The following is a 17,967-nucleotide window of genomic DNA, read 5'->3' on the forward strand; positions in this document are numbered from 1 at the left end:
CGCGGCATCTCAACGTGCCACTGAAAGTTGTGGCTATTCCGATCATGCTGTACCGTCAGCGCGTGTCCTGCATCAGCGTCCGGTCTGCTCATTTCATGCTCGCCCGCATCGCGCTCCTCGTGGTCTCGCTGACGCTCCCTGCCACGTTGCACGCAGAGCAGACGGCGGCTGAGAAAGCCGGATTTTCCTCCAGGCTCACGATTTACCTGGCGAAGGGAGCACCCGACGCGTGCGGGCCGGGCTGCGACCGCTGGATCGCCATCGAGGGCGAGATCGATGGAAACGCGGCATCCCGCGTTCGCCGCTTCCTCGTCGGCATCAAGGACATGCAGCGTCCGATCTACCTCCATTCGCCCGGTGGCAACGTGGAGCAGTCCTACGTCATCGGCCGGCTGCTGCGCGGCCGCAAGGCGGTCGCGCGGGTCGGCCGGACGATCGCGACGGCATGTGCCGCAGACGCGCAAGTCGATGCTGCGTGCCTGAAGACGAAGAATGGGGGCGGCGAGATCGAGGCCGAGCTCACCACCTATCATGCGATGTGCAATTCGGCCTGCGCTTACCTGTTCCTCGGCGCGACCGCGCGCGAGGTGGCCCCCGACGCCGCACTCGCGGTCCACAATTCCAGGCTCGTGCTTGCCATTCACGGCAACCCGCCTCCGGGATTGATCGCCGAGCTCCGGCAGCGCCGCACGGCAACCGCCGACCGCGAACGCTCTGCATACATCGCAGCGATGGGGATCAGCCGCGAGCTTGACGATCTGATCCGGACCGTGAAATTCGAAAACCTGCACATGCTGACGCGCACCGAGCTGTACCGGTTCGGCATCGACACACGTCCCCTGGCCGAGACGATGTGGCGGCTGGAGAAAGCAACTCCGCCGTACGTCAGCAAGTTCGCAACGCTGAAGAACGAAAACGGCCCCTCGTTCCGAATGATGGAATGGCGCCTGTACTGCGACAACAAGAACCGCGTGCCGCTAATGTTCGCGGCCGAGATCGGCGATGCTGGGGTCGGCAAACGCACCATCATGATGGCGGCGGACGCTGCTCCCAACGAGGAAGCCGGCGGAATTCCGACGCGAACAGGTAAATATGAAATGTGGAGCGGGTCCCTCGGTTTCGGCACGTTCCGAGCGATCATGGCGTCTCGCTCCCTGCATGTCCGGGAGATCACGCGGAAGCCCGACGAAACGGTAGACACAAGAGGGTTCGACATCGACGCCACGGCCCTGCCGTCGGCGTGGACGCAGCTCGAGGCGTCATGCCTGCCGGCGACGTCCGCTGCAAAGAATCCTTTGCCGGCCGACTCTCTGCCGAAGGCCACGGCAACGCCATCAGCAGCGCCGCCGCAATAAGCAGGCCGCATCTCGAGCGCGAGCAGATCGCGGCTCGGCACCCGTCTGTTGCCAGGATGGCCCGCTGAACGATGCGGCCGCGCAGGCGCTCGGCGAGATCAGATTTTGGCTCGCGCTGTGTAAAGCCCGGCGACGCACTTGTAGCGCTCGATGTACCAGTCATCTGACCGGTAGATGGGATGGGAGCTCTTCCATTGCGCCAGACCTGCTTGGCCGCCGATCGCGCAACCCTGAACAGTGAGCCCAGGCGCCAGGTTTGAATTTGTAACGATCGTCTCGGTACAATCATGAGTGGCAAGACGACAAAGTACAGCTACAACGGTGACAAACATGATTTTGAATCCGAAAAATATCTGATGACGTGAAATGTCGGCTACATACTCCAGAAATTGCCCGAGCGGAAGCGGCCGCTCGCTTGCGAAAGCAAACGCGCCAGCTTCGATGTGTTACGTCCTCATACCGGCGTGTAGATCACGAGCTTCAGTGCGGGATCGTCGTTGGCCTGAAAACTCGTGTGCTCGAAATGCAGCACGCCCTTGGTCGGATGGGTCATGGTCTTGCGGCCCGACAAGGTGCCGTGGACCTCGTGCGCGCCCCACCATTTGACGAATTCGGGACTGCCTTCGCGCAAGCGCGTCAGCAGTTCCGCAAAGGCGGGATCGCCGGCCCAGACGTCGTGGGTGGCGCGAAACATCGCGACCATGCGCTTGGCGACGTCGGCCCAACCGGCACCGTAGGATTTCCGCGTCTTCTTGTTGGTCATCATCAAGAGCAGCGTGTTGCGATCCTCTTCCGGAAGCCGCCCGAACGCGAAGATCTCCTCCGCGGCCTCGTTCCAGGCCAGCACGTCCCAGCGCCGGCCGGTGATGTAGGCCGGATGCGGCAGGCTTTCGACCAGGCGCCGAATGGCCGGCGGCACCACTTCGCGGGTGAAGGGACGGCGGTCGCTGTCGCGCGCGAGGTCCTTGAGATGCGCATGCTCGGTCTTACTCAGCCGCAGCGCCCGCGCCAGCGCATCGACCGTCGTGACCGACGGGCTGACGGTGCGGCCCTGCTCGAGGCGGATGTACCAGTCGACCCCGATGCCGGCGAGCTGAGCCACCTCCTCGCGGCGCAGCCCCGCAGTGCGCCGCCGCTGGCCCGCGGGAAGCCCGACGGTCTTCGGCGACAGCTTTTCGCGGCGGGAGCGGAGGAAGTCGCCGAATTCGACGCGGCGTGGATCGGCCATGGAGGGGCTCGCGTAAAGCAGGGATCGGACAATACTAGGATAATACCAGGCCTTCTTGTCCCTTCAATAGCCCCTTAGATGGGTATCACCCGACCTTGAGGTGAACATCATGAAGGCTGCTGTGCTCAAATCTTTCGGATCCCCGCTGGTCATCGAGGATGTCCCCGACCCCGTGCTTGGTACCGGCGAGGTGATCGTCGACGTCTTCGCCACCCGCGTGCTGTCCTATTCCAAGGAAGTGTTCAGCGGCGAACGCAATTACGCGCTGGATCTACCCGCCGTTCCAGGAGCCGGCGGGGTCGGACGCGTGCGCGCGATTGGCCCGGACGCAACCAAATTGTCCGTCGGCGACTGGGTCATCTGCGATCCGACGGTTCGCTCGCGCGACGACGCGATCGCTCCCGACATTCACCTGCAGGGCGTGAGCGCGCGCGGCGAAGGCGGCATGAGGCTGCAGAAGTATTTTCATGACGGTTCCTTTGCCCAGCAGATGAGGGTGCCGACCGAGAACGTGACGCGGCTCGGCGAAATCAGCGAGGCAAAGGCCGCGCAATGGTGCGCGCTCGGAACCTTGCTGGTGCCCTATGGCGGCTTTCTTGCCGCCAAGCTCCAGCCCGGCGAGACCGTATTGGTGAGCGGCGCGACCGGCAATTTCGGCAGCGCAGCCGTGGCGGTGGCACTGGCGATGGGCGCGGCCTGCGTCGTTGCGCCGGGCCGTAACGAGAAGATGCTCGCCGAGCTCGTGCGTCGCCATGGCGCGCGTGTCAGGCCGGTGAAGCTGACCGGCAACGAGAACGACGATCGCGAGCTGATGAAGCGCGCGGCGCCCGGCCCGATCGACTGCGCGTTCGACATCATGCCGCCCTCCGTCTCGACGACGGTGGTCCGCGCCGCGATCACGACGGTGCGGCCCAATGGCCGTGTCGTGCTGATGGGCGGCGTCAACATGCAGGGCGGCCCCGGCCTGGAGTTGCCCTACAACTGGATCATGCGCGAGTGCATCACGATTCACGGCGTCTGGATGTATCCGCCGGATGCCGCGGTTCGCCTGATCGCGCTGGTCCGCGCCGGCCTCTTGCGCCTCGATCACTTCGAGACGACGGCATTCGATCTCGATCACGCCAACGAAGCCGTGGCCCACGCGGCCGCCAATGCGGGCGCATTCAACATGACGGTGATCCGGCCGTAGTTGGCCTGCCCGCTGCGGCGATGCGCCGGCGCAGCGGGTTTGCCTGTTATGTCAGATAGCTGGGAGACGTCACCCCTGATGTAGCCGGCCATGGCCGTCTACTGTGCATGGGGTTGTTTTCGCGCTTTCTATTCGAGCTCGATGACCTGGCCGTTGGACAGCGACACGCGCCGGTCCATGCGCCCGGCGAGCTCCATGTTGTGGGTTGCGATCAGCATGGACACCTTGGTCGCCTTGACGAGCTGCATCAGGGCCTGGAACACGTGGTCGGCGGTGTGCGGATCGAGATTGCCGGTCGGCTCGTCGGCGAGCAGCACGCGCGGCGCATTGGCGACCGCACGCGCGATCGCGACGCGCTGCTGCTCGCCGCCCGACAGCTCGGCGGGACGATGGGTGATGCGGTCACCGAGCCCGAGATAGCCGAGGATCTCCTTGGCGCGCTTGACGCTCTCGGACTTCTTCAGGCCGCGGATCATCTGCGGCAGCATCACGTTCTCCAGCGCCGAGAACTCCGGCAAGAGCCGGTGCGATTGGTAGACGAAGCCGATATCGCTGCGGCGGAGCTGGGTGCGCTCGATGTCGGGCAGCTGCGAGGTCGGCGAGCCGTTGACGTAGACCTCGCCGGAATCGGGCGCCTCGAGCAGGCCCGCGATGTGCAGCAGCGTCGACTTGCCCGAGCCTGACGGCGCGACCAGCGCGACCGACTGTCCTGCCCACAGCGCCAGTTTGGCGTTGTCGAGGATCGTCAGCGCCGCCTCGCCCTGCAGATACTGCCGTTTTATCTCGTGGAGATAGATGACCGGTACATCTTCCGCCCCCTGCTGCTGCTCCATCAGCCCCTCACTCGTACCGCAGCGCTTCGACGGGATCGAGGCGCGCGGCGCGCCACGACGGATAGAGCGTCGCCAGGAACGACAGCGTCAGCGCCATGATGACGACGGCCGTGGTCTCGCCGACGTCGATCTCGGCGGGCAGCTTCGACAGGAAATAGAGCTCCGGCGAGAACAATTCCGTAGAAGTCAGCCAGGACAGAAATTGCCGGATGGATTCGATGTTGAGGCAGATCACGAGGCCGACGAAGAAGCCGACCAGCGTCCCGACCACGCCGATCGAGGCGCCCGTGATCAGGAAGATCCGCATGATCGAGCCTTGCGAGGCCCCCATCGTCCTGAGGATCGCGATGTCGCTGCCCTTGTCCTTTACCAGCATGATCAGGCCGGAGACGATGTTGAGCGCCGCGACCAGCACGATCATGGTCAGGATCAGGAACATCACGTTGCGCTCGACCTGGAGCGCGTTGAAGAAGGTCGAGTTGCGCTGCCGCCAGTCGACCAGGAACACCGGCCGGCCCGCCGCCTCCGTCACCGACTTGCGGAAGGAGTCGATCTTGTCGGGGTTGGTGGTGAATACCTCGATCGAGGTGACGTCGCTGCTGCGGTTGAAATAGGCCTGCGCTTCGGCCAACGGCATGAAGACGAAGCCGAGATCGTATTCGGACATGCCGATCTCGAACACGGCGACGATCTTGTACGGCTTGATGCGCGGCGTCGTGCCCATCGGCGTCACCGCACCCTTGGGCGCCACCAGCGTCACGCTGTCGCCGGCATGCAGCGACAGCTGGTCGGCGAGCCGCCGGCCGATCGCGACGCCCTGCCCGTCGTCGAAGCCCTCGAGCGAACCCTGCTTGATGTTCTTGGCGATCGAGGTGAGGTTGTTGAGATCGTCGGAGCGGATGCCGCGCACCAGCACGCCGGAGGCGTTCCAGGGCGAGGACGCCAGCGCCTGGCCATCGACGACCGGTGCGGCGAGCCGGATGCCATCGACCTGACTGATGCGCTCGGCGACGTCCTTCCAGTCGGTCAGCGGCGATTCCAGCGGCTGGACAAGGATATGGCCGTTCAACCCCAGGATCTTGTCGAGCAATTCCTTGCGGAAGCCGTTCATCACGGCCATCACGATGATCAGCGTGGCGACGCCGAGCATGATGCCGAGAAAGGAGAACCCGGCGATGACCGAGATGAATCCCTCCTTGCGGCGCGCCCGCAGATAGCGCGCCGACAGCATCCACTCGAAGGGCGCGAAAGGCGCGGTTTGAACGGTTTCGGTCATGGTTTCATCCATCGCTCGATAATCCCATGATTCGGGGTCAATTGTGGCCGGATTGGCGGCCGCGGTATCGGGCGATGAACAATATTCAGCCGACCAGACGCGCGACCGCGTCCGCTGGCGACATGGTCTCGCGGGAGCCGTCACTCCGCTTCTTGATCTCGACCTTGCCGTCGGCCAGCCCCTTCGGCCCGATCATGATTTGCCAGGGAATGCCGATCAGGTCGGCGGCCGCGAATTTTGCGCCGGCGCGCTGGTCGGTGTCATCGTAAAGCACGTCGACGCCTTTGGCGGTGAGCTCGGCATAGAGCTTCTCGCAGGCAGCATCGACCGCAGCATCGCCTTGCTTGAGGTTGAGAATTGCGACGCGGAATGGCGCCACCGCTTCCGGCCATTTGATGCCGGCATCGTCATGACAGGCCTCGATGATGGCACCTAACAGGCGCGAAACGCCTACGCCGTAGGAGCCGCCATGGATTGGCACGTCGACGCCATCGGGGCCGGCCACCATCGCCCTCATCGGCTCGGAATACTTCGTGCCGAAATAGAAGATCTGGCCGACCTCGATGCCGCGGGTGTTCACCCGCTTCTCCGCTGGGACTTCCTGCTCGAAGCGCGCGGCATCGTGAACGTCCTCCGTCGCGGCATAAACTGAGGTCCATTGCTTGATGATCGGCGTCAGGTCGCTGTCGTAATCGACATCCTCTCCCGGGACCGGCAGGTCGAGCACGTCGCGATTGATGAACACGCCGGATTCGCCGGTTTCGGCGAGCACGATGAACTCGTGGCTGAGATCGCCGCCGATCGGGCCGGTCTCGGCGCGCATCGGGATCGCCTTCAGCCCCATCCGCGCGAAGGTGCGCAAATAGGCGACGAACATCTTGTTGTAGGCGACGCGTGCAGCGGCCTCGTTGAGATCGAACGAATAGGCGTCCTTCATCAGGAATTCACGGCCGCGCATCACGCCGAAGCGCGGGCGCTGCTCATCACGGAATTTCCATTGTATATGATAGAGATTCAGCGGCAGGTTCTTGTACGACTTCACGTAGGCGCGAAAGATCTCGGTGATCATTTCCTCGTTGGTCGGCCCGTACAAAAGCTCGCGCTTGTGGCGGTCGGCGATGCGCAGCATCTCGGGGCCATAGGCGTCGTAACGGCCGCTCTCGCGCCAGAGGTCGGCGAGCTGGAGCGTCGGCATCAGCACCTCGATCGCACCGGACCGGTCCTGTTCCTCACGCACGATCTGCTCGATCTTCTTGAGGACCCGGAAACCGAGCGGCAGCCAGGCATAGATCCCGGCCGCTTCCTGCCGGATCATGCCGGCGCGCAGCATCAGCCGATGCGAGACGATCTCCGCCTCTTTCGGATTTTCCTTCAAAATGGGCAGAAAGAACCGCGACAACCGCATGGCATGACTCTGGGAATCAGTGAGGAGTTGCAGTGAAACCGGATTGGGAGCGAAAACACAAGACCGGGAATGAGGAAAAGCCGCTAACGCGGCGGAATTCCTGTCATTTTTCCGTCGACTTCATGTCCAACTTGAACCGTATCGACTTATGGCGGCGCGACCTCGAGGTCGTCCTCGAGAGTAATCTTCTCGAACTCGCTCACCAGCGCGTCGATCCGCACGTGCCAGCGACCGGCGAAGGGCAGCTCGACCTTGTGGACGTGCCAATAGCCGTCGGGCCCAAGTTCGGCGTCCCGCTCCATCGGCTCGATGCCGCGCTCCGGCAGGCTCAGCGTCAAGGTCGCTTCCTTGGCCTGTAGCGGCGTCGCCTCCCCGGTCATGAGCTGGAGCACGAAATCATCCACGCCGGCCTTGCCCGGGGACACTAACACCTGGAACATCGCCTTGTCGGTGTGGATATGGATCGCCAGCGGCGTCTCGGGAATAATGGTCCGCGGCGGCGGCGTGAAGCGCCAGCCGGCGACGACCGCAAGGATGCCGAGCGCGGTCCCACATTCGAGCAGGATCGAGCGCTTGAGCCCGGGCGCGGCCGCTTGATCCTTTGCTAGCGCCGGAGTCAGTCGATAACGATTGAGCGCGGCAAGCGCCAGCAAAGACGAGCGCGAGCTTGAGCGAGAGAATGAGGCCGTAGCTCGTCTCGACCAAGGCTTGCGGCTTTTCGAGCTGGATGACCGCAAGCAGGAGGCCGGTCAGCGCGAGCGCGGCGACCACCGGCACAGCGATGCGCGAGAACCTATTCAGGAGCGGCAGCACCGCCGGATTCTGCTTCGACAGGATCGCCGCAAGGGGCGCCAGCGCGCCGATCCAGAAAGCGACGGCGAGCCCGTGGACGAAGACCGCCGGCCTCGTCAACGCCTCAGGCGAGGCCGTCGCGGCGTGCCCGGTCATCGCGAGCGACAGGCCGACACCGGCAAACGCGATGGCCGCAAGCGCGCGCGCATACCACGCGCGGCCCAGCGCCATCAGTGCGAGCAGCATCGCTGCGAAGGCGACGAGCAAAGCCGGACCGGCGCTGGTTGCGAATGCGATCGTCCACGGGGCCGTCGTCATGAACGATGCAACCGGCAGACCGAGGAGATCGAGACCCAACACGCCGAGAGAGACAACGGCGCTCGGCAGACCCACAAGGAGCGCCGTGCGCGCCACGCCCATGCCCGACATCGACCACGCAATCCAGCGGCCAAAGAACACGCCGCCAACGCCGACAAAAAGGCCAAGATAGAGGCCGACCCGCGATAGCCAGATCAGCGCGCTCAATCTTCCGTCCACGTTGCCAGGAGGCTGCGTGGCCGTCGGCGCGCCAACCGAAAAGATCACCGATCCTGCGACGGGATGCCCGTCCTGGGAGATCACCCGGTAGCTCACGACCGCAGTGCCCTGTGGCAAGTCCGGCGGCACGGCAACTGAAATGCTCTCGCCCGACATCGTGACGCGCACGTCGTCGCGCGCCCTGCCCGCGCCGTCGATCAACTGGATCGCACCCGGGGTCACCGCCTCGTTGAAGCGCAGCTCCAGCGCCTTCGGTGCGCTTGCAAGGATGCTGCCGCTCGCCGGCTCGACCGAGATCAGCGCGGCATGCGCTGATGCGCCCGTCGAGGTGCCGACAAGGAAAAGCAGCGTCGCAAGCGCAGCAAGAAGACGCATTACGGCTTGGGCAGCAGTTTGACGCCAGGCGCCGGCGACTTGTCCTCGTGCGAAAGGGCCGCCCCTTCCGCCGGGATCTCGATCCAACGGCTGATGCCCTTCTCGCATTCCTGCACCACCGGAAAATACAACGTCGTGTTCGGCTTCAGGGTGTCGGTCAGGAAGCTGCTGACGACAAACTCGTCGTAATTGTGGTCCGGCAACTTACCGCCGGACCAGACCACTTCCTTTACGCCCGAGGAGAGCTTGCTGCCGTGATAATCGTATTCAGTGGCATATTTGCCCTCGACGACATCGACGTTCCAGCCGGCCTTCGGCATGGGCTTCGCCGCGATGACCCCTTCGGGGATCTGCACGCGGAGCTTGACCGTCGGCGAGCCGGAGCAGCCGTGCGGCACGGCGAACACGGCCTTGTAGGATGCACCGATCGTGGCCTGCTTGCCTTCCAGATAGACGTGCGCCGCCGCAGGCGATGTAGCCAGCGCAGCCATCACGATCAGCCAGTGTATCTTCAACATGCTCGATTTCCCGGAGATGAGGTCACAGGCATCACATCTTCATTCCCGAATGGTCGGGCATTTTCTTCATCATCGTGCCCCCACCACCAGGCGCCTGGGCACCGACGCCCTGGACATCGAGCGACACGACGACCTTGCCAGCCTTTTCGAACTCGAGCGTCACCGGCACCTTCTCGCCCTGCTTCAAAGGACCTTTCAGATCCTGGAGCATCAGATGATAGCCGCCGGGTGCGAGCTTCACGGTCTTGCCAGGCTCGACGACGAGGCCCTTGTCGAGCGGACGCATCTTCATCACGCCGTTCTCCGTCGTCATCTCATGGACGTCGGCCTTCCCTGCGATTTCCGCCGAGACGCCGACGAGCTTGTCGGGCGCCGCCCCCTTGTTCTCAATGGTCAGGAAGCCGCCTGCGACCTTGGCGCCGCTGGGCGTCGCGCGGCTCCAGGCTTGCGAGATCACGAGATCGCCTGCCTTAATGTCGTCGGCGCGGACTGGCGCTGCGATCACAACGGCCGAAAGGGCCGACAGCGCAAAGAGACGTGAGAGAGTGTTCATTCTGATTGCCTTCCTTGTTGCCATTGAGAGTGTTCCACCTGTCAGAACGTGTACTTGCCGGCCAGGACGAAAGTTCGTCCCGGGAATGGATGGAACAGGAAATACTGCTCGTTGAAGAGATTATCGATGCCGAAGTCGAACGCGAAATTCTTCGTCGCGTTGTAGTGGATCTTCAAGTCTACAACGAAAAAGTTATCGAAGGCGCCGTAGACGTGCGGAATGACATCCGAGTTGTCCAGCGTCGAATACTGCTTGCCGCTGTAGCGCGCCGCGACGGTATAGGCCCAGCTATCACTCGGCCGGTAAGTGACTCCGAACTTGGCGCGCCAGTCGGGCACGAAAGGCACGCGCTTGCCGACCACGCTGGTCGGACCTTTCCAGTTCGGATCTGAGATGATCCTGGAATCGACGTAAGTGACACTGCCGAAGACTTGCAGGCCGCTCACCAATACATTGTCCTGGTCGGCCGACAATTCGATACCTTGCATACGTATCGCCCCGACGTTGCTGACGGCCGTCTGTACCGACTGCGCTCCGCTCGCATCGGTCACCGTGGTCGATTGTGGGATCAATGCATTGTTGGTCCGCTCACCGAAAACGGTCAGCCGCACCCGCCCGTCGGTCCAGCGCCGCTCAAGATTAAGCTCGCCGGTGAAGTCCTGTTCTGGCGATAAGAGCGGATTGGCAAGATAGGTGACACCGCCGACGCTGATATTTTGGTAGAGCTCGGTCACCGTCGGGTAGCGGTAGGCTTCGCCGAAATTCGCGGTGACGTTCCAGTCCTTGTTGGGATCGAACGATAGCGATGCTTTGGGCGAGAAATTGGTCGAGGACAGCCCCGGCTGCCAGGTTGGCACCGCCGATGTGATGACGCCGGTGCTTGTTGTCGTGGTGTTGAGGTTGAATCCCTCAACCGCCTGCCAGCTCTCCAGCCGTCCACCGAGCGTCAGCTTGACGATGGGCGCAATCTTCCAAGCGTCCTGCACCCAGAGAGCCTCGGTGCGCGTCTCTCCGACGCCGGTCGAATAGAGCTGGCCATTGCCGGTGGAGGGCGCATTGAACCAGACAGTAGAGGCATAGACCGGGTTCTCCAGCCGATAGCGGTCGCCGTGCACGCCAAAGCTGATTTCGTGCGGGCCATCGATGCCGAACGGACGCCAGATGGCCTTGGCGTCGGCGTTCTGCCAGTTAGTGCCGTCCATCCGGGTCACCTTGCCATTCAGCGAATAGCCGAGGCCCGGCGACGCCACCACCGTGAACGGATTGACCAAGCTGTCCTGGAGATAGTTGTAACTCGAGGCCGCAAGGTCGAAGTCGAACACGCCCTTGGTATCGCTCTTGAGCGAGACAGCATTGCTCATGTGGAGCTGATCCCAGGTGTACCTGCTGCTCGCAAAGCTGCTGATGCCGCCGAACGTCGGCAAGCCCGTTGCGGTCGATCTGAGATAAGTCTGAGGATCGGAGGTCTGGTGATTGTTCCAGATGCCGAGCGAGTAAGTCGCCTGCACCCATGGCGTAACATCATAAGCGAGTCGCAAATTGCCGGAGGTCTGCTGTGAATACGCCAGTGCACCGGTGCCCACGACATTGGCCACGCCCCCGGTCTTGTTGAGCGCGGCAAAGCCGCCCGTCGTGCCGGCCGGGAACGAGGCGTTGGTCGTGTAGCTCAACGGCTGCTGATGGCTGTCGAGATAGTTCGCGCTGACCAGCCAGGACAGCTTGCCATCGCGATTGCCCGCGGCAGTGCTGGTCTGGCTGGTTACATAGGTATCCGTGGTGCCATATTGATTCCACGGCATCACCGAGACAGTTTCCTTGGCCACCGCAAACGGCTTGTCGGGCATCTTGGATGTGATCAGCAGAATGCCGCCGATCGAGTTGCCGGGATAGGCAGCGGCGAACGGACCGTTGAGGAAATCGACCCGCCCGATCGCTTCGGGCGAGATCAAGTTCCATTTCGGCGAGGCACCGGAGTTGTTGTTGCCGATCAACGCCGAGATCAGCAGGTCGTCGTAATAGATCAACGAGCGCGCGCTCGAGTTCAGGCCCCAGCTTCGCGTCGCAAGCACGGCCTGATTGTCCCCGTCGTTGCGCTTCCGGACAAACAGGCTCGGCATGTATTTGACGGCGTCCTCGGGGTCCTTGAGGTTGACGGTCTCATCGACCTGCTTTGCCGTAACGCTGAAGGAGCGCTGCGGCAGCAGATAGCGCGCCACCGCCGCCGGCTGATCGAGCGAAGCACGGGCACTGCCGGTGCCCTGCACGTTGGCAGCTTCCGAAGCCGGCCGCTCGACAGCCGGCTTTGCTGAATTTCTCCTGGAGTCAGCCGTTTGCACCGCCGCTCTGCGCGGCTTCGGCTTCCCGGTCGCGGGCGCATCGACGGTCACCGCGGGCAATTCTCGAGGGCTGTTCTGGGCGTAAACGCCACTCGAAGAGGCAAGGAGCGCCGCCTGAATGGCAACAATGCTCACGCCGCAACGGGCATGACGGGATAACATCGGGCATTCCTGACGCCGGCTTTGTCTCCGGCCATTCGACAACATCAATCGCCAACGGGTGAACGGAGGCGATCACGAGGGTCATCGTCAGGAAAAGGAGGGAGGTCCCCGCGCCTGGGCGCTCGAGCCCTTATGAGCCGCGAGCAGGGACGCGTCCGCCTCGCGCCACACCACGCGTTCCGCGTCGCGGAGCGGAACGGAGAGCAGCGCGTACGGCGGCGAATCCAAGGAGGCGCTGACTTGCACCAGGCAACACAGGGCGCAGGCGCCGGCATGTGCCGTGGGCGAACCGTTCTGGTCGCTCGGAGCACCCGGTTCGCTGGTGCTGTGGCAGATAGCGCCGGCGGCAGGCGGATCGGCAACGGCCTGGCCGGCCGCCCAGCAGGCGGCAATCGGCGCCAGCACCTGCATCGCCAGGGCGAGCAGGACGACGGGTAGAAATTTCTGCAGCCGTGAACGCATCCACCGAACCATTCGTTCGTCTACGAACTAAACACCGACCGCGTCTCAAGTCGAGATCAGTTCCGTTGCCTTCTTGGCCCAGCGCAAGTTTCTCGAGAATCGTGGCCAAGGCACCTCACCATGGACGGCGGCCCGGCATTCTAGGCAGGTCAAGACCGATCCCCGGGCTCCGACCCCCGTCTTATTTCTTATATTTGTCATATACTTACCCAGCTAAAGGGCCTATCATTTCGTCAGCTGCTGTTATTTTGAACAATCGTTGCCGAAAATGATGACAAGTGAGAAAAGTTGATCTAGCATCCCCCTTGCTCAGGCCTGACCGCGAGGTCGAAGTCTGGTGGTCCAAGTCTCGGGAGGAGCCCCTGACGCGCAAAACGCAGCGTCGCCCCGCCAATCAAGAATCAAATCTTAGAATCGGGGATAATAGGGTCGACACAATTTTTGAGCGGGGCTAGGGCCCCGCTCTTTTTTTGCCTGCGGCTGATCTGTCGATGAATACGTCTCCCAATACAATCGAGCGAAGTCTTGGGCTCGCAGCCTCGCGCTGCACGGATGTTACGCCGCTACTCTATCAGCGCCTGTTCGAAAAGCGGCCGGAACGGCGGCGATGTCCCCGGTCACAAGGCGGCGAGTCGTGATGGAATCAATGCTTGCCCTGACGATCGAGGCGCCGGTGAGCGTCGCGGGCATTTCGGCGATGGATGGTCGGCCGAGATGACACGCGCCTGGGACCGGCTGCTCGTCGCGATCGATGCCTTCGCTGGCATCGCAGCGTAGTCTTTGCGCTGCACCACCGCGGTTGCGATCCCACTGTTGAGTGGCACCAACTCTTGTGAGACACTTTCCGCCTCGGTGCGCATTCAATGACGCGCCGACGTCAAAATATATGGGAGCGAGCGATGTCCGGGACGAAAGATTTCTCGACGACGAGGCGCGATCTTCTTCAGGCGGCAGCGACCGCCGGCGCCGCAACTGCCATCCTCGGCAGCATGGGCATAAACCCGGCACTTGCAGCCGAAGTCGGACGAAGCGAGAAGCCGCTGAAGGCGGCGTTCTCCAACGCAGGCCTTCAGGCGACCTGGTGCGCGCAGGGCAAGCAAGCCGCGGAATTCTGGGGCAAGCTGTTCAACGTCGAAGTGACCTGGTTCGACGGCCAGCTCGACGCCGTGAAGCAGCGCGCGGCGATCGACAACATGGCCTCGCAGAAATGGGATTTCGTCGCGATCCAGGCCTTCGGCATCGGCACCCTCACCCAGCCGGTGCAGAAGATGATCGACGCCGGCACGCCCGTGATCGACATGGACACGCTGATCGCGCCGCTCGACCAGATCAACGTCCACTCGTTCCTTGCCCCCGACAACGAGTTCATGGGCGCATCGGTGACCCAGGCGCTGTGCAACGCGATGGGCGGCAAGGGCAAGATCATCATGACGCAAGGCGCGCTCGGCCATACCGGCGCGCAGGGCCGCGCCAAGGGTTTCAACTCGGTGGTCAAGCAATTCCCCGGGATCGAGGTGCTCGACACCCAGCCGGCCGATTGGGACGTCTCCAAAACGGCGCGTCTCTGGGAAACCTATCTGACCAAATATCCGCAGATCGATGCAGCGTTCTTCCACAATGACGACATGGCGCTGGCTGCCGCGAACATCATGAAGGCGCACAACCGCACCAACATCCTGATCGGCGGTGTCGACGCGATGCCACCGGCGATCCAAGCGGTGAGCGAGGGCCGCATGTTCGCGACCGTCCGCAATCCGTCTTGCCGTATCCATGGCGGCGCGATCATCGCCGGCGTTGCTGCCGTCGTCGGCGGCGAGAAGAGCGGACAGGGTATTCCCAAGAACGTCGTGACCGACGGTCCTGTTGTGACCAAGGCCAATGCCGCCGGCATGCAATGGATGGAAGACCACTTCCTGATCTGAAATCCTCCATGCCTGAGGGTCGTCAGCCCATCCTGGAACTGAAGGGCATCACGAAGAGCTTCGGCGGGGTCGAGGCGCTTCGTGGTGTCGACTTCGCGCTTCTTCCCGGCGAGATCCACGGTCTCGTCGGCGAGAACGGCGCGGGAAAAAGCACGCTGATGAAGATCATCGCCGGCGTGCACACCGAGTTCTCCGGCCGCTTCCTGATCGACGGTCAGGACACGCACTTCCGCTCGGCACGCGATGCGCACGCGGCCGGCATCGCCATGGTGCACCAGGAGCTCTCGGTCGCGCCCGATCTCACCGTCGCCGAGAACGTCTTCCTCGGCAACCAGCCGACCAACGCCCTTGGCCTCGTGCAATGGCGACGCATGGCGCGCGAGGCTGGCGAGCAGCTCTCCCGCTTCGGCATCGACGTCGATCCGATGTCGCGGCTCGGCGATCTGCCGATCGGACTGCAGCAGCTGATCGAGATCGCCCGCGTGTTGTTCTCCGGCGCGCGCATCGTCATCCTGGACGAGCCGACCTCAGCCCTCTCCCCGCCGGAGGTCGAGCGCCTGTTCGCGACGCTACGGCGGCTGCGTGAGCAAGGCACCGCCATCGTCTTCATCTCGCACTTCATCGAGGACATCTTGCGTGTCTCCGATACGGTCACCGTTTTCCGCAATGGGCGGAGGGTCACGGAGACCGCGAGCGCCGCAACCAGCAAGGGCGCGCTGATCGAGGCCATGATCGGTCGCGGCGGCGAGGCGCTCGAGCACAGCTACACCGACGATCTCATGCTGCCGCGGCCGAGCGACAATTCAGTCGTCCTGAAGGTCGACCAGCTCTCGCTGGCACGCAGCCTCAAGGACGTCTCGTTCGAGGCCCGCGCCGGCGAGGTGCTCGGCATCTACGGCTTCATGGGCTGCGGTCAGCAGGAATTGTCCCGCATCCTGTTCGGCAAGCTGAAGCCTGACGCCGGCACGCTAATCGTCGAGGGCACACCGAAAACCTTCGCCAGCACCGCGGCGGCGCGGCGCGCTGGTGTGGCACTGGTGCCGGAAAGCCGGCGCGCGATGCTGTTTCACCAGGAGCCGGTCTACAAGAATATCTCGATCAGCATCCTGGACCGCATCTCCTCGCTGCTGCTCAAGCCGGCGCAGGAGCGCGACATCGCCAACCGTCAGGTCGAGCAGCTCCAGATCAGGCCGCCGGTCGTCGGCCTCGATCTCGGCATGCTCTCCGGCGGCAATCAGCAGAAGGTCGCGCTGGCAAAATGGCTGACCTATCCGCCCAAGCTGCTGGTGCTGTGCGAGCCGACGCGCGGCATGGATGTCGGCGCCAAGAACGACGTCATCAACATCGTCCGCGACCTCCGCGCCAAGGGGCTCGCGATCATCGTGCTGTCGACCGAGCCGGAAACGGTGCTGTCGCTGGCCGATCGCATCCTCGTGCTCAAGCGCGGCGCGGTGGTGCGGGAATTCAAGAACGAGCCGGTCAGCAAGGACCGCCTGCTGGAAGCGGCGTGACGGAGAAGCACAATGGCGAGCAGTGAGACGGCAGCAGCGACGGATCAGCACGCACGGGGCCTTGCGTCGTTCCTGCGCTCGCAGATGCGCAATATCGCCCCGTTCCTGACGCTGATCTTCCTCTCCGCGTTCTTCGCCTTCGCCAGCCCCTCCTTCGCGACGATCGACAATCTCGGCAACATCCTCACCCAGGTGTCGGTGACCGGCATCATCGCCGTCGGCCTCACCTTCGTGATCCTCTGCGCGGAGATCGATCTCTCGATCGCCAGCATCGCCAATGTCACAGGCATCGCTGTCGCCTACTTCACGCTGCAGGAATCCTACGTTAACATCGCCAACATCCCCCTGCCCGGCGCGATCGCTATTCTGCTGTCGATCCTGCTCTGCGCGGCACTCGGCCTCGTCAACGCGCTGGGGCTGACCGTGATCGGCATCCCCTCCTTCATCATGACGCTCGCGATGATGCAGATCGCGGCCGGCATCTCGGCCCTACTGGTGCGCGGCCAGATCGCCTACAAGGTGCCGAGCCTGATCTCGACGCTCGGCTCCAGCTCGATCGGCGGCATTCCCTGGATCGTCATCGTCGCCGCCATCATGCTGCTCGGCGGACACCTGGTGCTGACCTACACGCGTTTCGGCCGCTACGTCTACATGGTCGGCGGCAACCGCGAGGCGGCCGAATATTCCGGCCTCAACGTCAAGCTCATCCTGGGCGCGGTGATGATCATCTCCGCAGTGTGCTCGGGCATCGGCGGCATGCTGGGCGTCGCCCATTTCGGCAGCGCGCAGCAAAACGAGTTCGACACCTATCTGCTCGATTCCATTGCCGCCGTCGTGGTCGGCGGCACCAGCCTGTTCGGCGGCCGCGGCGGCATCGGCAACACCATCGTCGGTCTTTTCGTCCTTGGCGTGCTCAACAACGGCCTCGACCACGTCAACATCGACAGCTTCCTGAAGATCCTGATCCGCGGCCTGATCCTGCTGGCGGCGCTGGTCATCAACGTCTATGCGCAGCGCTTGAGGGAAAAAGCGGCGGAGTGATCCGCCATCAAAGCAAGAACGCGAAAACAACCCCATGCACAGTACAAATCATTGGGGAATTTGGCCTCGACTGATTTCAGTCGCGCCTCAGCAGCATTTGACACGTCGGGCAAAACACTGGCAGAATGGCACCATCGGAAATTGCGAAACGCCCGCGCGGAGAAATCCGCTGCGGGTTTATTCGTGCCCGCACGGAGGCTGTCATGAAAGGCACGCGGCTGTGCCGGCCGTCGGAGGCAAGTCGATCTCCCCGATAGTCCCGTTGGACGGTTCCAAGGAGGACGGCGAGGTGGTCGCGATCCGCACGTCGCCAGCATCGCTTGTGCGCGAAGGTGGTGCATGATACCGTCAGGCTTCGGGCCACATACAACCGCCCGACGAGCTTTCGAGCCAAGCGTTGTTTCGCTCCACCACGGAGGTGAAACATGTCTTGCAATAGCGCCGTCGGCCCGGCCGATACATCCGTCGCAGC

The 17,967-nt window shown here is 63.2% G+C and carries 13 protein-coding genes and 1 pseudogene; 5 read left to right on the forward strand and 9 right to left on the reverse strand.

Annotated features, from left to right (window positions below):
- Nucleotides 1-44 precede the first annotated feature (44 nt).
- On the forward strand, nucleotides 45-1,355 hold the full coding sequence (locus tag BM374_RS08120) for a hypothetical protein (protein WP_244552548.1): 1,311 nt from the start codon (nucleotides 45-47) through the stop codon (nucleotides 1,353-1,355).
- A gap of 454 nt (nucleotides 1,356-1,809) precedes the next feature.
- Here the strand turns inward: BM374_RS08120 and BM374_RS08130 are convergent, their stop codons facing one another.
- A complete protein-coding gene (locus BM374_RS08130) occupies nucleotides 1,810-2,583 on the reverse strand; it encodes a helix-turn-helix transcriptional regulator (protein ID WP_092290810.1) in 774 nt (257 codons plus the stop codon).
- A gap of 109 nt (nucleotides 2,584-2,692) precedes the next feature.
- Here BM374_RS08130 and BM374_RS08135 point away from each other — a divergent pair, with 109 nt between their 5' ends.
- Nucleotides 2,693-3,772 carry a zinc-binding dehydrogenase gene (locus tag BM374_RS08135; RefSeq protein ID WP_177248171.1) on the forward strand — a complete coding sequence of 360 codons (1,080 nt, stop codon included), beginning with the start codon at nucleotides 2,693-2,695 and terminating at the stop codon, nucleotides 3,770-3,772.
- A 128-nt stretch (nucleotides 3,773-3,900) separates the two neighbouring features.
- Here the strand turns inward: BM374_RS08135 and BM374_RS08140 are convergent, their stop codons facing one another.
- The 8 genes and pseudogenes from BM374_RS08140 to BM374_RS08175 form a co-directional block, all read right to left on the reverse strand.
- On the reverse strand, nucleotides 3,901-4,605 hold the full coding sequence (locus BM374_RS08140; protein WP_092290814.1) for an ABC transporter ATP-binding protein: 705 nt from the start codon (nucleotides 4,603-4,605) through the stop codon (nucleotides 3,901-3,903).
- Between the two features lie 7 nt (nucleotides 4,606-4,612).
- A complete protein-coding gene (locus BM374_RS08145) occupies nucleotides 4,613-5,893 on the reverse strand; it encodes a lipoprotein-releasing ABC transporter permease subunit (RefSeq protein WP_092290816.1) in 1,281 nt (426 codons plus the stop codon).
- 73 nt (nucleotides 5,894-5,966) lie between these two features.
- Nucleotides 5,967-7,286: a proline--tRNA ligase gene (gene proS, locus BM374_RS08150; RefSeq protein ID WP_092290818.1), complete on the reverse strand. Its 1,320-nt coding sequence runs from the start codon at nucleotides 7,284-7,286 to the stop codon at nucleotides 5,967-5,969.
- 146 nt (nucleotides 7,287-7,432) lie between these two features.
- Nucleotides 7,433-8,990, reverse strand: a pseudogene (locus BM374_RS08155) (copper resistance CopC/CopD family protein).
- Nucleotides 8,990-9,508 carry a YcnI family copper-binding membrane protein gene (locus BM374_RS08160; RefSeq protein ID WP_092290820.1) on the reverse strand — a complete coding sequence of 173 codons (519 nt, stop codon included), beginning with the start codon at nucleotides 9,506-9,508 and terminating at the stop codon, nucleotides 8,990-8,992. Before BM374_RS08160 ends, BM374_RS08155 begins: the two are co-directional and overlap by 1 nt.
- A gap of 31 nt (nucleotides 9,509-9,539) precedes the next feature.
- Nucleotides 9,540-10,061, reverse strand: a complete 522-nt coding sequence (locus BM374_RS08165; protein WP_092290822.1) for a copper chaperone PCu(A)C — start codon at nucleotides 10,059-10,061, stop codon at nucleotides 9,540-9,542.
- A 41-nt stretch (nucleotides 10,062-10,102) separates the two neighbouring features.
- Nucleotides 10,103-12,448 carry a TonB-dependent receptor gene (locus tag BM374_RS08170; RefSeq protein WP_244552549.1) on the reverse strand — a complete coding sequence of 782 codons (2,346 nt, stop codon included), beginning with the start codon at nucleotides 12,446-12,448 and terminating at the stop codon, nucleotides 10,103-10,105.
- 198 nt (nucleotides 12,449-12,646) lie between these two features.
- Nucleotides 12,647-13,021, reverse strand: a complete 375-nt coding sequence (locus BM374_RS08175) for a DUF2946 family protein (protein ID WP_177248173.1) — start codon at nucleotides 13,019-13,021, stop codon at nucleotides 12,647-12,649.
- Nucleotides 13,022-13,920: 899 nt separating this feature from the next.
- On the opposite strand from BM374_RS08175, the gene BM374_RS08185 reads away from it, so the two are divergent.
- From BM374_RS08185 to BM374_RS08195, 3 genes are read left to right on the forward strand one after another with little or no spacing between them, the layout of a single operon-like run.
- A complete protein-coding gene (locus BM374_RS08185; RefSeq protein ID WP_177248174.1) occupies nucleotides 13,921-14,943 on the forward strand; it encodes a sugar ABC transporter substrate-binding protein in 1,023 nt (340 codons plus the stop codon).
- An 8-nt stretch (nucleotides 14,944-14,951) separates the two neighbouring features.
- On the forward strand, nucleotides 14,952-16,454 hold the full coding sequence (locus BM374_RS08190) for a sugar ABC transporter ATP-binding protein (RefSeq protein ID WP_092290830.1): 1,503 nt from the start codon (nucleotides 14,952-14,954) through the stop codon (nucleotides 16,452-16,454).
- Between the two features lie 12 nt (nucleotides 16,455-16,466).
- Nucleotides 16,467-17,495, forward strand: coding sequence for an ABC transporter permease (locus BM374_RS08195; RefSeq protein WP_092290832.1), 1,029 nt, complete (start codon nucleotides 16,467-16,469; stop codon nucleotides 17,493-17,495).
- The last annotated feature ends 472 nt before the right edge of the window (nucleotides 17,496-17,967 follow it).

Source organism: Bradyrhizobium sp. Ghvi, assembly GCF_900115265.1.
Lineage (GTDB): Bacteria > Pseudomonadota > Alphaproteobacteria > Rhizobiales > Xanthobacteraceae > Bradyrhizobium.